Source organism: Pedobacter kyungheensis (genome assembly GCF_000812965.1).
Lineage (GTDB): Bacteria > Bacteroidota > Bacteroidia > Sphingobacteriales > Sphingobacteriaceae > Pedobacter > Pedobacter kyungheensis.
The window spans coordinates 1-18,124 of the sequence record NZ_JSYN01000006.1 but is presented as its reverse complement, the minus strand read 5'-3'; the positions used below and the strand labels follow the sequence as shown (position 1 = coordinate 18,124).

At 39.9% G+C, this 18,124-nt stretch carries 14 protein-coding genes; 13 read left to right on the top strand and 1 reads right to left on the bottom strand.

The annotated features are described in order from the left end of the window. Window positions 1-41 precede the first annotated feature (41 nt). The 10 genes from OC25_RS06935 to OC25_RS06885 all read left to right on the top strand — a co-directional run bounded on the left by OC25_RS06935 (window position 42) and on the right by OC25_RS06885 (window position 14,282). Complete coding sequence (locus OC25_RS06935) at window positions 42-1,499, top strand: UDP-N-acetylmuramoyl-L-alanyl-D-glutamate--2,6-diaminopimelate ligase (RefSeq protein WP_039473418.1); 1,458 nt, start codon at window positions 42-44, stop codon at window positions 1,497-1,499. Then, window positions 1,499-2,746, top strand: coding sequence for a phospho-N-acetylmuramoyl-pentapeptide-transferase (gene mraY / locus OC25_RS06930; RefSeq protein ID WP_039473413.1), 1,248 nt, complete (start codon window positions 1,499-1,501; stop codon window positions 2,744-2,746). The genes OC25_RS06935 and mraY overlap by 1 nt, the downstream gene beginning before the upstream one ends. Before the next feature lie 210 nt (window positions 2,747-2,956). Next, window positions 2,957-4,345 (top strand): UDP-N-acetylmuramoyl-L-alanine--D-glutamate ligase, encoded by a 1,389-nt coding sequence (gene murD, locus OC25_RS06925; RefSeq protein ID WP_082018533.1) that lies wholly within the window; start codon window positions 2,957-2,959, stop codon window positions 4,343-4,345. A gap of 14 nt (window positions 4,346-4,359) precedes the next feature. Next, window positions 4,360-5,547, top strand: a complete 1,188-nt coding sequence (locus OC25_RS06920) for an FtsW/RodA/SpoVE family cell cycle protein (RefSeq protein WP_208599673.1) — start codon at window positions 4,360-4,362, stop codon at window positions 5,545-5,547. Window positions 5,548-5,921: 374 nt separating this feature from the next. Further along, window positions 5,922-7,025: an undecaprenyldiphospho-muramoylpentapeptide beta-N-acetylglucosaminyltransferase gene (gene murG, locus OC25_RS06915; protein WP_039473406.1), complete on the top strand. Its 1,104-nt coding sequence runs from the start codon at window positions 5,922-5,924 to the stop codon at window positions 7,023-7,025. A 146-nt stretch (window positions 7,026-7,171) separates the two neighbouring features. Next, entirely contained in the window at window positions 7,172-8,527 is a 1,356-nt protein-coding gene (gene murC, locus OC25_RS06910) for a UDP-N-acetylmuramate--L-alanine ligase (RefSeq protein WP_039473402.1), read from the top strand. Then, window positions 8,520-9,740 carry a cell division protein FtsQ/DivIB gene (locus OC25_RS06905; protein ID WP_039473400.1) on the top strand — a complete coding sequence of 407 codons (1,221 nt, stop codon included), beginning with the start codon at window positions 8,520-8,522 and terminating at the stop codon, window positions 9,738-9,740. Before murC ends, OC25_RS06905 begins: the two co-directional genes overlap by 8 nt. Before the next feature lie 5 nt (window positions 9,741-9,745). After that, window positions 9,746-11,104 carry a cell division protein FtsA gene (ftsA, locus tag OC25_RS06900; protein ID WP_039473398.1) on the top strand — a complete coding sequence of 453 codons (1,359 nt, stop codon included), beginning with the start codon at window positions 9,746-9,748 and terminating at the stop codon, window positions 11,102-11,104. 130 nt (window positions 11,105-11,234) lie between these two features. Beyond that, entirely contained in the window at window positions 11,235-12,869 is a 1,635-nt protein-coding gene (ftsZ, locus tag OC25_RS06895; RefSeq protein WP_039473898.1) for a cell division protein FtsZ, read from the top strand. Between the two features lie 171 nt (window positions 12,870-13,040). Then, the gene (locus OC25_RS06885; protein ID WP_039473394.1) at window positions 13,041-14,282 is read left to right on the top strand and encodes an aminotransferase class I/II-fold pyridoxal phosphate-dependent enzyme; all 1,242 of its coding nucleotides are present in this window, start codon (window positions 13,041-13,043) and stop codon (window positions 14,280-14,282) included. 68 nt (window positions 14,283-14,350) lie between these two features. Here OC25_RS06885 and OC25_RS06880 read toward each other — a convergent pair whose 3' ends face one another. Then, window positions 14,351-15,166 (bottom strand): alpha/beta fold hydrolase, encoded by an 816-nt coding sequence (locus tag OC25_RS06880; protein WP_039473392.1) that lies wholly within the window; start codon window positions 15,164-15,166, stop codon window positions 14,351-14,353. Between the two features lie 552 nt (window positions 15,167-15,718). Here OC25_RS06880 and OC25_RS06870 point away from each other — a divergent pair. The 3 genes from OC25_RS06870 (at window position 15,719) to OC25_RS06860 (ending at window position 17,928) form a co-directional block, all read left to right on the top strand. Continuing rightward, entirely contained in the window at window positions 15,719-15,895 is a 177-nt protein-coding gene (locus tag OC25_RS06870) for a hypothetical protein (protein ID WP_010602932.1), read from the top strand. Window positions 15,896-16,334: 439 nt separating this feature from the next. Continuing rightward, complete coding sequence (locus OC25_RS06865; RefSeq protein ID WP_167335369.1) at window positions 16,335-17,246, top strand: helix-turn-helix domain-containing protein; 912 nt, start codon at window positions 16,335-16,337, stop codon at window positions 17,244-17,246. 199 nt (window positions 17,247-17,445) lie between these two features. Continuing rightward, on the top strand, window positions 17,446-17,928 hold the full coding sequence (locus OC25_RS06860; protein ID WP_039473386.1) for a GNAT family N-acetyltransferase: 483 nt from the start codon (window positions 17,446-17,448) through the stop codon (window positions 17,926-17,928). Window positions 17,929-18,124: the final 196 nt, after the last annotated feature.

Genomic DNA, 18,124 nt, shown 5'->3' with positions numbered 1-18,124 from the left:
TGATACTTGATACTAAATACTTGATACTAAGAATAAAAAAAATGCAATTACAAGATTTACTTTACGGTGTAACGATTAAAGAATTGGTTGGTAAAACCGATAGGGAAATCAATGCGCTGAATTTCGATTCGCGTAAGGTAGGTGCAGCTGATGTTTTCTTTGCAGTAGTAGGTACACTGGCCGATGGCCATCAGTTTATCGATCAGACTATTGCTCAGGGAGCTACCGTGATTGTTTGCGAAAATCTGCCCGAAAATCCAAATGCAGAAGTAAGCTACATTAAAGTAGATAACACTTCGGTTGCTTTGGGCATTATGGCTGGTAATTATTTTGGTAATCCTTCAGCTGATTTGAAGCTGGTTGGCATTACCGGTACAAACGGAAAAACCACCATTGCAACCATTTTATTTAAGCTATTTAAAGCCCTGGGATATAAAACAGGATTATTATCAACGGTCGAAAATTACATTAACGATACCGTGGTGCCTGCTACGCATACTACACCAAACCCGATTGCACTTAACCAGCTGTTAAGGGATATGGTAAATGCAGGCTGCGATTACTGCTTTATGGAGGTAAGCTCGCACGCAGTGGCTCAGCACCGGATTGAGGGTTTAACTTTTGCAGGTGGCGTATTTTCGAATATTACACATGATCATTTAGACTTTCATAAAACTTTTGATAGTTACCTGAAAGCTAAGAAAGCATTTTTTGATGGCTTGCCTAAAACGGCCTTTGCATTAACCAATACCGACGATAAAAACGGTATGGTGATGTTGCAGAACACTAAAGCACATAAAAAAACTTATGCGCTTAAGCAGTTGGCTGATTTCAAAGCTAAGATTATCGAAAATCAGTTTAGCGGTTTGCACCTGGATATCGATAACGAGGATGTTTATTTTAAACTGGTTGGCTCATTTAATGCCTATAATTTACTTGCGGTGTACGGTACAGCTGTTTTGCTTGAGCAGGATAAATTGAAGGTGTTGACGCTGTTAAGTAGCTTGTCTGGAGCTGAAGGCCGTTTTGATTATATCACCTCGCCAGATAAGATTATCGGTATTGTGGATTATGCGCATACTCCAGATGCAGTGCAGAATGTGCTGAGTACCATTGCCAATATCCGCAAAGGTACCGAGCAGGTGATTACGGTAATTGGCTGTGGTGGAGATCGCGATAAAACCAAACGTCCGGTGATGGCGCAGGTGGCTTGTGATTGGAGTGATAAAGTGATTCTGACTTCTGATAACCCCCGTATTGAAGATCCGCAAACGATTATCAGCGAAATGGAAGCCGGTGTATCGCCAAGCAACAAGCGTAAAACATTATCAATTTTAGATAGAAAAGAAGCCATTAAAACAGCTTGTCACTTGGCTCAGCCAGGCGATATTATTTTAATTGCTGGAAAGGGACATGAGAAATACCAGGAAATAAACGGTGTTAGGAATCATTTTGATGATAAAGAGATTTTACTTGAACAATTAAACCCAATCAGCTAATGTTATATTTATTATTCGAATACCTGCATAAGCACTACGACATTCCCGGATTGAGGTTGTTTCAATACATCACTTTCCGTGCTTCGGTATCAATCATTCTCTCGCTGATTATTACTACGGTATATGGCCGCAGGTTAATTGATTATCTGCAGAAAAAACAGGTTGGCGAAACCGTAAGGAATTTAGGTCTGGAAGGGCAGATGCAAAAACAAGGTACACCAACAATGGGAGGGATCATCATTTTGCTTGGTATTTTAATCCCTACTTTGCTTTTTGCCAATATTTCCAATATCTACGTCATCCTGATGATTATTACCACAATCTGGATGGGAGCAATCGGCTTTTTGGATGATTATATCAAGGTTTTCAAAAAGAATAAGGAAGGTTTAGCCGGCCGTTTCAAAGTAGTAGGCCAGGTTGGTTTGGGCTTAATCGTGGGTACCACCATGTATTTCCATCCGAATATTGTAGTGCGCGAAACTGTTCAGGATAATGTTAAAAATACCTCGTCGGTGCCGATGGTGCTGCGTCAGAAAGGTGAAACATTTTACTATACGCAAGATGTAAAATCGAGTAAAACCAATATGCCTTTTTATAAAAATAATGAGTTCGATTATGCAAAAGTGCTGAAGTTTCTAGGTGGCGATTACCAGAAATATGCTTTTATCATTTTTCTGGCCTTTACCGTATTTATTATCACTGCAGTTTCAAACGGCGCTAACATTACCGATGGTATAGACGGGCTTGCAACGGGTACCTCTGCTGTAATTGGTATAACACTGGGTATTCTGGCTTATGTTTCGGGTAATACCATCATGGCCGATTACCTGAACATCATGTACATTCCCAACTCAGCAGAACTAATGATTTTTGCCGGGGCATTTGTTGGGGCATGCGTGGGTTTCCTTTGGTACAACTCTTACCCCGCTCAGATTTTTATGGGCGATACCGGAAGTTTAGCTATAGGGGGTATCATTGCTGCTTTTGCACTGATGATCCGTAAAGAGTTGCTGATCCCGATTTTATGTGGTGTATTCCTGGTAGAGCTGGTGTCGGTAATTATGCAGGTTTCTTACTTCAAATACACCAAGAAAAAGTTTGGAGAAGGACGCCGGATTTTCCTGATGTCACCTTTACATCATCATTATCAGAAAAAGGGATATCACGAAGCAAAAATTGTTACCCGCTTCTGGATCATTGGAATACTGTTGGCCATTATGACCATTGTAACACTTAAGCTAAGGTAGTTTAAGGTGTAAGGTTTAGAGGTTGAGGGTGATTAAATAAGGAAAAAAAATATACTAGAATGCCCCAGGTGTTTCAGGTAATAAAAAAGACCGAAGTCGGAAAGTCCGAGGTCCGAAGACATAAAGATTAAAGAAAAAAAATAAAAAGTAGTGAAGGTGAGATGGTGTCTTGATACCTGATACTCATTACTTAATACTAAAAAGATAAAAATGAGCACAAGTAATATCACATCAAGCAATACTACGTCAGCAATGACCGGGCAGGGCCGTGTGGTTATTCTTGGTGCCGGCGAAAGTGGCGTTGGTGCTGCAAAGCTGGCGCAGGCCAAAGGTTTTGAGGTATTTGTTTCCGATTTTGGCGTAATTACCGATAAGTATAAAGCTGCTCTTGAAAAAATGGGTGTTCCCTTCGAATCTGAAAAGCATACTGAAGAATTGATTCTGAATGCAACAGAGGTGATTAAAAGCCCGGGAATTCCACCAACCGCGCCAATTGTAAAAAAATTGGTTGCTCAGGGCATACCGGTGATTTCGGAAATCGAGTTTGCCAAACGCTATACCAATGCTAAAACCATTTGTATTACAGGTTCTAACGGAAAATCGACCACCAGCTTATTAACCTACCACATTCTAAAAAATGCAGGTTTAAGCGTTGGTCTTGCAGGCAATATCGGGCAAAGCTTTGCAGCGCAGGTAGCTACTGATCATTATGATTATTATGTGCTGGAAATTTCGAGTTTCATGCTCGATGATATGTTTCAGTTCAAGGCAGACATTGCGGTTTTATTGAATATCACACCCGATCATTTAGATCGCTACGATTATAAAATGGAGAACTATGCAGCATCAAAAATGCGCATTACCCAAAACCAGACAGCTAATGATGTTTTCATTTACTGTGCGGATGATGAGGAAAGTTTAAAAGCCATAGCTATTGCTCAACCTCTTGCCAAAACCTATCCTTTTTCAATTGTTAAACCGGTTGAAACAGGCGCTTATTTAGAAGAAACAACTATACATATCCTTACTGAACCAAATAATCAATTAACCATGTCTATTTCAGATTTAGCCTTACAGGGCAAGCACAACGTTTATAATTCTATGGCTTCTGGCATTGTTGCTAAAGTTTTAGAGTTAAGAAATGATTCTATCCGCGAAAGCATGGGTAATTTCAAAAACATTGAACATCGCCTCGAGCATGTAGCCAAAATTTCTGGAATCGATTTTATCAACGATAGTAAAGCTACCAATGTAAACTCTACCTGGTACGCCTTAGAAAGCATGACCAGCGATGTGGTGCTTATTATGGGCGGTGTCGATAAAGGCAACGACTACAACATGCTTAAAGATTTGGTGAAAAGCAAGGTTAAGGCTATTGTTTGTTTGGGTAAGGATAACAAACGTATCCACGATGCTTTTGAAGACGATGTAGACGTGATTGTAAATACTTTTTCGGCTGATGAGGCTGCGCAGATCGCATTCCATTTGGCTAAGCGTGGTGATACCGTTTTGCTCTCACCAGCTTGTGCAAGTTTTGATTTGTTTAAAAATTATGAAGACCGCGGTAACCAGTTTAAAGCGGCAGTTAGAGAATTATAATAGGAGGCTCAGTTATGTTGCAGGCACTACTTGATAAAACAAAAGGCGACAGGTGGATCTGGTTGATCATCATCCTGCTTTCGCTTATATCTGTAATGGCGGTGTACAGTGCAACGGGAACTTTAGCGTATAAAAAAGGCGAAGCCGTTGAAAAGCTTTTGCTGACCAAGCACCTGATTTTTGTGTTGATGGGTATTGGTATGATTTATATCGCCCACCTGCTCGATTACCGCTATTATGCTGGTATTTCCAAGGTGTTGATGATTGTAACCATTCCCTTGCTGTTTTATACGCTGATATTCGGAACCAACTTAAATGATGCATCGCGCTGGGTAAAAATCCCGGTAATCGGTTTAACGTTTCAAACTTCCGATTTGGCTAAGCTTGCATTAATTACATTTTTGGCGCGGATGCTCACCAAAAAACAAGAAAATATTAAAGATGTAAAAGAATCATTTATACCAATTATGGGATCGGTTTGCGTAGTGTTTGTGTTAATTGCACTAGCCAACCTCTCTACAGCATTAATGCTGTTTGGTGTAAGTATTTTGCTGTTAATTATCGGAAGGATCAGTATTAAGCAGATTGCCATAGTATGTGCAGGCGGCTTTATCCTGCTAATGTTTGTTTTCTTTTTAGGTCCAAGAAGGAAAACCTACATGTCGCGTATAAACTCGTTTATGCACCCCGAAATGCAGCATTCAGATAAAACTTTCCAGGCAGATCAGGCAAAAATTGCCCTGGCTACTGGTGGTGTTTTTGGTAAAGGACCAGGTAATAGTACACAGCGCAACTTCCTGCCACACCCGTATTCCGATTTTATTTTCGCCATTATTATTGAAGAATGGGGAACACTGGGAGGAATTGTTATTATGATACTATACCTGGTGCTTTTATACCGATGTATCAAGATCGTAACGCGGGCACCCAAGGCATTTGGGGCATTGCTGGCAGCCGGGTTAAGCTTTAGTCTCACCATTCAGGCTTTTGCCAATATGGCCGTAGCAGTTGGTTTGGGGCCTGTAACAGGGGTTCCGCTTCCGCTGGTTAGTATGGGCGGTACTTCAATGATTTTTACCAGTGTTGCCTTTGGTATTATTTTGAGTGTAAGCCGTGATGTGGAAGAAAATGCAAAACTGACTTCGAAAGAAGAAAAAACAAATAATAAAATCATCGTAGGTGAGATTCCAGCGATAGCTTAAATAGGTAGATCGTCATTGCGAGGAAGAATGACGAAGCAATCTGTTTAGCGAACAAAAGTTAAAACAAATTAACCACAGAGAACAAAGAGGCAGGCACAGAGCAACACAAAGTAAAGTTTTGTTCAAAAGCATCTGGTTTCTCTGGCGCTTTGCGGTTAAAAAATAAAACTAAGTGTCCGCTGTTAAAACTCAGTGCACTCGGTGGTTAAAATATACTTAGCGTGCTTTGCGAAAAACTTTGTGCGCTATGCGGTTAAAAAATAAAACTAAGTGCCCTCTGTGAAAACTCAGTGCCCTCGGTGGTTAAAATATACTTAGCATGCTTTGCGAAAAACTTTGCGCGCTTTGCGGTTAAAAATATAATTAAACAGTAAATGAATAATTCCCCAAAAATTATCATATCAGGTGGTGGCACCGGCGGGCACATTTTTCCCGCCGTAGCCATAGCCAATGCGCTCAAACGCTTGGTGCCTGCCTGTGAAATTTTGTTTGTGGGTGCAACAGGCCGGATGGAAATGGAAAAAGTTCCTGCGGCAGGATATAAAATAATTGGTTTAAACATTAGTGGGATGCAGCGGGGCTCGATTGTGAAAAATCTGGCGCTTCCATTTAAGGTAATCGGCAGCGTACGCAGGGCGATCCAAATCATTAATGATTTTAAGCCCGATGCCGTAGTAGGGGTTGGTGGTTATGCATCCGGACCTTTATTGTATGCTGCGTCACTCAAAGGAATTCCCTCCCTCATACAGGAACAGAATTCTTATGCCGGCGTTACCAATAAGTGGTTGGGTAGAAAAGCAGCTAAAATTTGTGTTGCTTTTGATCACATGGATCAGTTTTTTCCTGCAGACAGGATTTTAAAAACCGGTAATCCTGTGCGTCAGGAAGTGGTGGATATTAAAGGAAAACACCATGCCGGTGCCGAACTGCTAAAGCTCGATCCTTTAAAGAAAACCATTATGGTTACTGGTGGAAGTTTGGGAGCCGGTACACTGAACAAAGCAATTGAAAAACATTTGCCTGAAATTATTGCGCAGGATGTGCAGGTGATCTGGCAAACCGGTAAATATTACTATAAGGGGATTATTGAGCGGTTAGGGGAAGACTATCATCCTAATGTTCGGATCCTTGAGTTTTTAAATAAAATGGACCTGGCTTATGCCGCTGCAGATGTAATTATCTCGCGGGCTGGAGCTGGAACCATTGCTGAGCTTTGCCTCATTGCCAAACCGGTAATTCTGGTGCCTTCGCCAAATGTGGCAGAAGATCATCAAACCAAAAATGCAATGGCCCTGGTAAAAAATGGAGCTGCGATTTTAATTAACGACCGAACTGCAGAAGATACCCTGGTTAAAGAGGCCTTAGCCTTGTTGAACAATAAAACACAAAGTGAGCAACTCTCGGCGAACCTGGCGAAAATGGCATTGCCACAGGCAGATGAGATTATTGCAGGAGAAGTATTAAAGTTGATTGAATAAGCTTAAAGACCAAAGCAGAAAGACCAAAGCAAAAACAGATCGTCATTGCTAGGTACGAAGCAATCTGAAAGCGATAGGAAATAAAAAAATAAAACGGTAGAAAGGCAGCTTTTAGCTTTAGTCTTTTTGCTTTTAGCTTAAAAAAAATGGAACTAAGTAAAATAAACAGGGTTTTCTTCGTGGGTATCGGTGGTATCGGTATGAGTGCGCTTGCCCGTTATTTTGCTAAACGCGGACAGGTGGTTTGTGGCTATGATAAAACCAGGACCAAGCTGACCGAAAAACTAGAGCAGGAAGGTATTTTAATTACCTATCTGGATGAAGCTGCTTCGTTGCCTTGTGCATTTTTGGATAATGAAGATGATACGTTAGTGGTTTATACACCGGCTATACCAAAAGATTCGAAGATTTTAAATCACTTCATTCATAAAGGTTTTAGCCTGAAAAAACGATCAGAAGTATTGGGTATTATCAGTAAAGGCATGTTTTGCATTGCCGTTGCCGGTACCCATGGTAAAACAACCACTTCTTCAATTGTAGCACATATTTTAAAAGATACCGGCTACGATTGTACGGCATTTTTAGGTGGGATAACCAGCAATTACAACAGTAATGTGCTTTTTGGCGATAATAATGTGGTGGTGGTAGAAGCTGATGAGTACGACCGTTCTTTTCTTACTTTACATCCCGATGTTGCTGTGGTAACCTCTATGGACGCCGATCATTTGGATATTTATGGGGATAAAAGCCATCTGGAAGAATCTTTCCGTCTTTTTGCTGCACAGTTAAAAGACGGTGGAAAGCTTTACACGCACGAGGGTCTGCCTTTAGCCAACGGAATCACTTATGCTGCCAGTGCAACTGCCAGCGCAAGGGCGGAAAACCTGAGGGTAGAGGGGGCGAAATTTGTGTTTGATTATGCCGATAACATTCATAGCATAAAAGATATCAGCTTAATGCTACCGGGCAAGCATAATGTAGAAAATACTACTGTAGCCATTGCAATTGCCCTGGCTTTGGGTATTGATGCTGATAAAGTGAAACAGGCTGTTGCGAATTTCAAAGGGGTTAAACGCCGTTTCGAATATATTGTAAATAATGGCAATCAGATCTATATCGATGATTACGCACATCATCCTGAAGAGCTGAAAGCCTGTTTTGATGCAGTAAGACAACTTTATCCGGATAAAAAGTTAACGGTTGTTTTTCAGCCACATCTGTTTACCCGTACAAGAGATTTTGCTGATGAATTTGCAAAAGTTTTAAGCACAGCCGATGAATTGTTGCTGCTTGAAATTTATCCGGCCAGAGAATTGCCTCTGGAAGGTATAAATTCACAGTTTTTGCTCGATAAAGTTACATTGAGTGATAAGAGAATATGTGGAAAAGATTTTGTGGTTCAGTATGTTAAGGACACAAAACCTGAATTAATTTTAACTGTAGGTGCCGGTGATATTGATACCATTATTGAACCTTTAAAAAATACATTAAACAATGCTTAAACGAATAAACTGGAGCGCAATTTTTACTGGCTTTGCCTGGCTAATCAGTCTGGCAGGGGTGGTTGTGCTTTTGGGTTTTATCAACGTTAAAAAGCAAACCGTTAAATGTACCGATGTTAAAATTATTATCCCTGGTGCCGACAATTTTATTGAGCGCGAAGAAATCGATGAGATTTTAAAACAGGATCAGGGTGTACTATTGGGCAGAAACCTGGAGAACATCAACATCCACCAGATTGAAAAGAAACTGCAATCTAACCCTTACATCGGCTTTGCTAAGGTGTATGTAGATATGGATGGGGTATTGCATATTGAGGTAAAGCAGCGCCAGCCTATTGTGCGTATTTTAAATGAAAACGGGCAGGATTTTTACATCGATAACGATGGCTTAAAAATGCCTATTTCATCAAACTTTACCGCCAATGTTTTGGTAGCTACAGGGCACATTAGCGAAGTTTTTGGTAGCAGGGTAGATACTTTGCACACGCAATTGGCGCGCGATTTGTATAAAACGGCGCAATACATTAAAAAAGATACGCTCTGGGATTCGCAGATTGAGCAGATTGTGGTTGATCAGAAAAACGACATCACATTGATTCCAAGGGTGGGTAACCAGCGTATTATTTTGGGTAATGCCGATTCGCTTGAAAAGAAAATGAAAAACCTGCTGTTGTTCTATAAAAAGGCGATGCCGCAGGTAGGTTGGGATACTTATAAAACGATAAATATCAAATACACCAATCAGATTGTATGCGAAAAAAGAGATTCGACAGAGTTAGGTAAAAAAGGCAAAACTTTTTCTCTAGCCGATAGTTTGAGGATACAACGCAGTGTAGCCGATTCGCTGATCAGAAGTACAATTGACGATGCGATGGATGACAGGCCTGAAGCAGACGAACCCGAAAAAGAAGAACCAAAAAAGGTCGTGGTAGCTAAACCAGAACCTAAAAAGCCTGAGCCGAAAAAAGTGGAACCAAAAAAGGTTGAAGCCAAAAAAACGGAACCAGCTAAAAAAGAAGAAAAAAAGCCGGCAACAACGCAGGCAAGTAAACCAAAGGAAGTAAAACCAGCGGATAAAAAAGAAAAACCGAAGCAAACGGTAACAACACAGCCAAAGCCGGCAAAATCTGCGGCAGATTTAAAAAAACAGAGAGAGGCGAGAGAGAAAGAAATCAAAGCCCTGGAGAAATTGTATAAAACTCAGCAAAATTAACGAATATGGACAAGGCAAAATTTACCAGTCAGTCGCCCATTGTAGTAGGATTGGATATCGGTACTACAAAAATTTGTGTTATCGTTGGTCGTAGAACACAGCACGGTAAGATAGAAATCTTAGGGATAGGGAAAGCAGAATCGGCGGGAGTAACACGTGGAGTGGTTTCTAATATCCAAAAAACCGTGCAGGGCATTGCTCAAGCAGTTGAAGTAGCAAGCGGACAATCCAATGTAGAAATACAGGTGGTAAATGTGGGTATTGCTGGTCAGCACATCAAAAGCTTACAGCACAGAGGAATTTTAACAAGAAGAGAACTAAACAACGAAATTGGCAAAAAAGATATCGATAAGTTAATCGACGATATGTTTAAGCTGGTAATGCCACCGGGTGAGGAGATCATCCATGTATTGCCGCAAGAATTTACTATCGATAACGAACCGGGTATCAAAGATCCGATTGGTATGGCGGGAGTACGTTTGGAAGCCAACTTCCACATCATCTCCGGTCAGGTTACCGCAGTAAAAAATATTATTAAATGTGTAAACAATGCAGGACTGCAAACTCAGGATTTAATTCTTGAGCCATTGGCTTCGTCTGAATCGGTGTTGAGCGAGGAAGAAAAAGAAGCTGGTATTGCCCTGGTTGATATTGGTGGTGGTACTACCGATATCGCTATTTTCCACGAAGGTATTATCCGTCATACAGCGGTAATCCCATTTGGTGGCAATAGTGTTACCGAAGATATCAGAGAAGGCTGTTCAGTAATGCGCAACCAGGCTGAGTTGTTGAAAACGCGTTTCGGTTCGGCGCTGGCTGAGGAAAACAAAGAAAACGAAATCATTTGTGTTCCGGGATTACGTGGCCGCGAACCGAAAGAAATTTCTGTTAAAAACCTGGCTTATGTAATTCAGGCCCGTATGGAAGAAATCATCGAGCATGTTTACTACGAGATTAAGTCTTCAGGTTACGAGAAAAAACTTATTGGTGGTATCGTAATTACAGGTGGTGGCGCTTTATTAAAGCACTTATCGCAGGCGGTAGAATATGTAACCGGTTTAGATTGTCGTATTGGCTATCCAAACGAGCATTTATCTAAATACGAAGATATGCCTAAGGCTATTTACGACGATTTGAAAAGCCCGATGTATGCAACCAGTGTTGGTTTGTTGATTAAAGGAATTCAGAAAGCTGAAGAGCTGATTGAAGAAATGAAACAACCTGGTGTTTTTGTAGAGAAACCAAAAGCTGCAAAGGAAAAGGAAAAACGCGGACCTGGTTTGTTCGATAAATTATTGGCAAAAACAAGGACTTTCATTCAGGATGATATGAATGTGAGCGATGAAGATTACTTGAAAAGCTAATTATTTTTCAACAAAGAAAGAGTTTTCCACATTCTTAACACTTGTGGAAAACGTCTGTTGAAAAAGTGTTAATATTACATTGAGTAATGAACAGAATTTAAAAATTTTTAAACAACTGATTCATAAAGATATGCAGTTCGAAATGTTAAAAGATAAGTCTTCAATCATCAAGGTAATTGGTGTTGGAGGCGGTGGCGGCAACGCGGTGAACCATATGTACCTGTCGGGTATTACTGGTGTGGATTTTATTATTTGTAATACAGATGCCCAGGCTTTGGAATCTAGCCCTATCCCTAACAAGGTACAATTAGGTGCAAGTTTAACCGAAGGAATGGGTGCTGGTTCTATTCCGGAGGTTGGTAAAAACTCTGCAATAGAAAATATAGATGATATTAAGGCAATGTTGGGTAGTACCACTAAAATGCTTTTTATTACAGCAGGAATGGGTGGTGGTACCGGAACAGGTGCTTCGCCAATTATTGCAAAAGCTGCTAAAGAACTCGATATTTTAACCGTGGCCATTATCACTACACCTTTTTCTTTCGAAGGGAAAAGACGTAGGTTGCAGGCTGACGAGGGGATGGAAGAACTGAAGAAATACGTAGATTCTTATCTCGTAATTTCTAACGACCGCCTGCGCGAGATTTTCGGAAACTTAACCTTAGGTTCCGCTTTCGGTCAGGCCGATGATATCTTAACCACTGCTGCTAAAGGTATCGCCGAAATTATTACTGTGCCAGGTTACATCAACGTGGATTTTAAAGATGTGCGTACCGTAATGAAAGATAGCGGCGTAGCAATTATGGGTAGCTTTGCTGCCGAAGGTGACGATCGTGCATTACAAGCGGTAGAAGGTGCTTTGGCTTCTCCATTATTAAAAGATAACGAAATTGAAGGTGCACGTTATATCCTGTTGAACATCAGCTCTGGTTTGCGTGAAGTAACCATGGATGAGGTTTCGATCATTACCGATTACATTCAGGAAAAAGCAGGTTTATCTGCCGATTTAATCTGGGGTAACTGTACCGACGAATCTTTGAGCGATAAGCTTTCGGTTACCATTATTGCTACAGGTTTCCAAACTTCAGAAGAACGCGTTTACGAAGAAAAAAATAAAAAGAAAATATCACTGTTAACACCAGAAGAAGCACCACTAGTTCGTCCCGTTGAACCAGTAAATTCTTTTATCCAGCCTAAAGCTGCTCCATCATACGAGCCGGTTTTAAAAGCTAAAGAAGAGATTTCGCAAGTGGATTTGTTTGGTGGTATGTTCAATAAACCTGAACCTCAAAAAGTTCAGGAGCCTGAAAATAATATTGTTCGTCATACATTGATCGAGGAAGAGCCTCGTGGTGTGGAAGAACCTCAGGAAACTGGTTTCGAATTTGAAGTGAAACTGGCAGAAACCAATTTTGTTTTCGAAACCCCAGTTGCAGAAGTAGCTCAAATGCATGTGCCTGAGCCAGAACCAGAAATGCCTGTTGTTGGTTTAGACGATGATAAGAGCGACGAATCGATGGAAGAGCAATTGAAAAAATCGAAAGAACGTATTTTACGTTTAAAAGATTTGAGCATGAAATTGCGTACTACCAATGGTTTACAGGAACTGGAAAACGAACCAGCTTACAAACGCAAACAAATGCAGTTACAGCAGGTTCAGCATTCATCAGAATCGCAGGTTAGCCGCTTTACGCTAAGCAACGATCAGGATGGAGGTACAGAAATCAGACCGAACAATTCTTTTCTGCACGATAACGTTGACTAAATCGACCCGAAATAATACCTTTAAAAGCCCCGAAATAAAAACCGGGGCTTTTTTGGCATAAAATTAGCACATTGAAAATGTTAATTGACAGCCAGCGGATGAACACGGTTGATTTTAAGCTGAATAAAGCGTAAATTCGCAAAATTTTATAATAAAAAAACAGGTAATACATTGGATATATTTGATAAAATAGCAAAACACATGGGGCCAATCGGCCAACACCAGAAATGGTCTCATGGGTACTTCTCGTTTCCAAAATTAGAGGGAGAAATTGCACCACACATGCAGTTTAAAGGAAAAGAGCATTTGGTTTGGAGCTTAAACAATTATTTAGGTTTGGCCAATCACCCTGAAGTAAGAAAGGCAGATGAAGAGGCAGCAGCGCAGTATGGTATGGCTTACCCTATGGGAGCCCGTATGATGAGCGGTAACTCTAAGTATCACGAACAACTGGAGCAGGAACTGGCTGCATTTGTAGGAAAGCCTGATGCATTTTTATTAAATTATGGTTATCAGGGCATGGTATCGATCATCGATACCCTGGTTGATCGTAACGATGTTATTGTTTACGATGCCGAATCGCATGCTTGCATTATCGATGGTTTGCGCTTACATATGGGCAAACGTTTTGTGTACAAACACAACGATATCGAGAGTGCCCGCAAACAATTAGAGCGCGCTACCAAATTAACTCAAGAGTCTGGTGGTGGTATTTTATTAATTACCGAAGGTGTTTTCGGAATGAGCGGTGCTCAGGGTAAACTGAAAGAAATTGTTGACCTTAAAAAAGAATTCGAATTCCGTATCCTGGTTGATGATGCACATGGTTTTGGTACCATGGGTAAAACAGGGGCAGGAACACACGAAGCTCAGGATTGTATCGATGGGATTGATGTGTATTTCGGTACTTTTGCTAAATCGATGGCGGGTATTGGTGCTTTCGTAGCTTCTACCGAAGAAATTACCAATTTCTTAAGGTATAACATGCGTTCGCAAACTTTTGCCAAAGCTTTACCAATGCCAATGGTAATCGGTTTATTAAAGCGTTTAGAATTATTGAAAAGCCGTCCTGAGTTAAAAGATAAACTTTGGGAAATCGCCATGACCTTGCAAAAAGGTTTACGTGAGCGTGGTTTCGATTTAGGCGTTACCGATTCGGTAGTTACTCCTGTTTTCCTAAAAGGAGAGCTTTCTGATGCGACTGCACTTACTTTCGATTTACGCGAAAACTATGGTATATTCTGTTCAATCGTAGTGTATCCGGTAATTCCTAAAGGAATGATCGAATTGCGTTTAATCCCTACGGCTGTACATACTTTAGAAGATGTACAACGTACTTTAGATGCATTTAGTGAAGTAGCTGAGAAATTAGAAAACGGTTATTACAAAGAAAACCAATTTGCTACTGCATAAGCAGCAAATTAATCATAAAAAAGCCGGTTATTGATAAAATAACCGGCTTTTTGCATTCAAGGGCATTTTTAAGATTTAATAAAAGCTAAAATATCTTTATTAATGGTTTCAGCTTCTGTAGTTGGCATGCCATGTGGAAAGTCTGGATAAGCAATCAGTTTACCGTTTTGTAATAACGCTACAGCTTTAGGTGCCTGGTGGAAAGGAACAATCTGATCGTCTTCGCCATGCAGTACCAACACAGGTACTTTGATGCTTTTAAGGTCTTCAGTTAAATCAGTCTCAGAGAAGGCTTTAATGCCTTCGTAGTGCGCTTTAACCGAGCCCATCATGCCCTGGCGCCACCAGTTGTTTTTAACGCCTTGACTCGATTTTGCACCTTCGCGGTTGTAACCGTAAAATGCATCAGTAAAATCATGGTAATACTGTGCACGATTAAAGCCAGTACCCTGACGTATTTCATCAAAAACAGCTAAAGGTACACCTTCAGGGTTCTGCTCGCTCTGGATCATAATTGGGGTAATGGCACTGATCAATACCGCTTTTGCAACGCGGTCACCATTTTTTGCTACGTATCTGGCTACTTCGCCACCACCGGTAGAATGGCCGATATGTATGGCATCCTTTAAATCTAACGCTGCAGTTAACTCAGCAACATCGGCTGCGTAGGTTTCTATGTTATGCCCTTCTGAGGCTTGACTCGAACGGCCATGTCCGCGGCGGTCGTGCGCAATTACACGGTAGCCCTGGTTAACAAAAAACATCATTTGGGTATCCCAGTCATCTCCCGATAATGGCCATCCGTGGTGAAATACGATAGGCTGTCCTGTACCCCAATCTTTAAAATAGATTTCGGTTCCGTCTTTTACTTTAATTGTACTCATAGCTGTAAATAAATTTTATGATTTGTTTGGAGGCGTCTGCTGCAATTTACATCATAAGCTTTAATTAATTGTTAACGCTTTGTTTGTTTATGCATTAGTTATTTGGTTATTGGTCATTGGTTCATTGGTCATTGCTCATCGGTTATTGGTTCATTGGTCATTGATTATTGTTCATAATCCAACTGAAAACCATTAACTGATAACTGTTAATTGAGAAATGTCAACTGAAAACCGATTATTTCATTACTCATTCATTATTGCTCCATAGCTCTCCTTCATTCATGTTGTTTATGTATGAATAAAATTACATAAGGTCGTTTTGGGCTGTTTTTGATGATGTTTTTAGGTTTTTTGTTTGTATTTTGTTGATTAACAGTTGTTTGTTTTATTTTTTTAATATTGTGTGTGTTTATAATTGTCGTTAATGTGGAAAAAAAAGGCCTTTTGAGGGCTTTTTTTATCATTGCAAAAATTTTTTTATTACACTAAACCGTTTAAATTAGAGTTAGATAATTAAAAATCAAACCTTTAAAATTATAGGAGCCATAAAAAATGAAAAAATTCGAAGAAGTAAAAAGTTTAGTGGCAGCTTTAGAAGCTGATGCAGACAAGTTTTATAACAAAGGTAACAGCGCAGCCGGAACCCGTGTACGTAAAGGTATGCAAGATTTAAAAAACCTGGCCCAGGCTATTCGTTTAGAAGTACAGGATACCAAAAACAAAGCCTAAGCCGTCAAAATATTTAAACAAAGGTCTCTTGAAATTTTCAGAGGCCTTTGTTGTTTTTAAGTGCAATTATCATACGATAGTTGTACTCCTGTTTCTCTCTCTTTGTAAAAATAATAAGACGATTTAATAAGCTTTATGCTATTCTGCTATTAAGTCTCATTTGTTTTCTATTTTTACGATCATTAAAAATTTCTTTACAAGCTGACCGTTTATCGCGTAAATACTTGACTATTCCCCGTTTTTTGCCGTAATACCGGGTATTTACTTAAGAAATAATCTCTTCTGCTTACAAGCTGAAGAAAAAATCTAATCAATATTGTTGTTGTGAGTTAATTTAGGCTGATATGGACAATACACCAGTAATTTAGGATATAAGATGTCGGGATATTTAAAATACAATCGTTCAAATCAGGCAGATATTAATCACATACTTGAGATTATGTCGGTTGTATACCCTATCAGTAATGGGTTGATTAGGGAGTTTGAAGCGCATATACTTTCATTAAGCATTAAAAAAGACCAGATTCTTTTTAACGAAAATGAGGTATGTGAATATATCTATTTTATTAAGAAAGGTGCATTAATGGGATGCACTACTCATAAAAAGCAACAGATTACCACTTATATATCTATCGAAAACGAATTTGTAAGTTCGATATCGGGGTTGCACGGCTTAGCCCATTCGCAAGAATATGTGATTGCTGTAGAAGATACGGATTTACTGGCCATCCATAACCAGGAAATAAACAGATTGTTTCTGCAGTATTTCGAACTGAATTATATTTTCAGGGTAATTTTAGAGAAATATTACAAACACGCACAGCAGCGTGCACATATTATCCGTGTAGGCAACGCCAAAGAGCGGTATCAGTATTTTGCCCAAACCAATCCGGGTTATTTAGACCGTTTACCTTCCGAACTGATTGCCTCTTTGCTGAATGTAAAACCCTCTACATTATTGAGTGTAAAGAAAGATTTCGCCGCGCAGGAAGAGCAAAATAAAGAACTCGACATGTGGGAGGAAAAGTTAAGCATCCATATGGAAACGCACCAATCTTTCAGAGATAAGGGCATTAGACTGCAATCCTTAGCGAAGGAGATAGGATTGAGCAGCCATAAACTCTCTATTGTGCTCAACAGTTATCTAAACAAAAGCTTTATCGATTACATCAACCAATATCGCATCAACTGGATTAAAGAAAGCCTTCGCAACCCCGAAATTGTTCAAAATTTTACCTTAGAAGCACTGGCTTACAGTGCAGGCTTTTCGTCGAGAAGTGCCTTTTACAACGCTTTTAAAAAGCTTGTAGGTATGAGCCCGGTTGAATATACCAAAAACTGCTGTAAATAAAAGCGTTATCATAACGTTTTTGTTACGAACATACTCTTCCGTGCAACTTTTTCAGATATACTTGTGTTGATTTATAATACAGGACAAACTTGTTTTATTAAACAGATATAAAAGATACTGTTTTGGGTACTTTTGTAGTATAAACAAGATAGACTATAGGGTATATGGGTTATTTTTTGACTCAAAATTTGATTAAACTATGATAAGAGCAATGCGTGCAACGGATTGGGATGAGGTGAGTAGAATTTATCAGGAAGGAATCGAAACCGGTGTGGCAAGTTTTAGAACTCCGGATTTGTCATGGAAAGACTGGGACTCATCGCACAGTAAAGTATGCAGGTTTGTAGCCTGCAAGGATAATGAAATTATTGGCTGGATTGCTTTATTGCCTGTATCGGCTAAATATGACAGGGCAGGTGTTGCCGAAATAGAAGTTTATGTAAAGCAGGAGCATAAGGATAAAGGCATTGGTTTTTTGCTGTTGGATACCTTAATTAAAGAAAGTGAAAAAGTTGGCGTTTGGATGCTGCAGGCAGGAATTTTTCTGCAAAATGCAGCTGTATTAAAAATTCACGAAAAAGCTGGTTTCAGGGTAGTTGGTTATCGGGAAAAGATTGGTAAAGTAAATGGGGTATGGCAGGATAATTTGCTCATGGAACGCAGAAATAGGTTAATTGCTTAAAACGAAAAAATCCCTTTGAATTAAATTGCAGTGCCCCCAAAAAGTTAGACACTTTATGGGGGCATTTTTATGAGTAGACAAGTTAAGCACAGCTTAGAATTTAAATTGACTATCGTCAATCAGGTATTAAAAAGAAATAAATCTCTGTCGAGCATCTCAAGAGAAAATGGTCTTGAACAGCGTATGATCCGTCAGT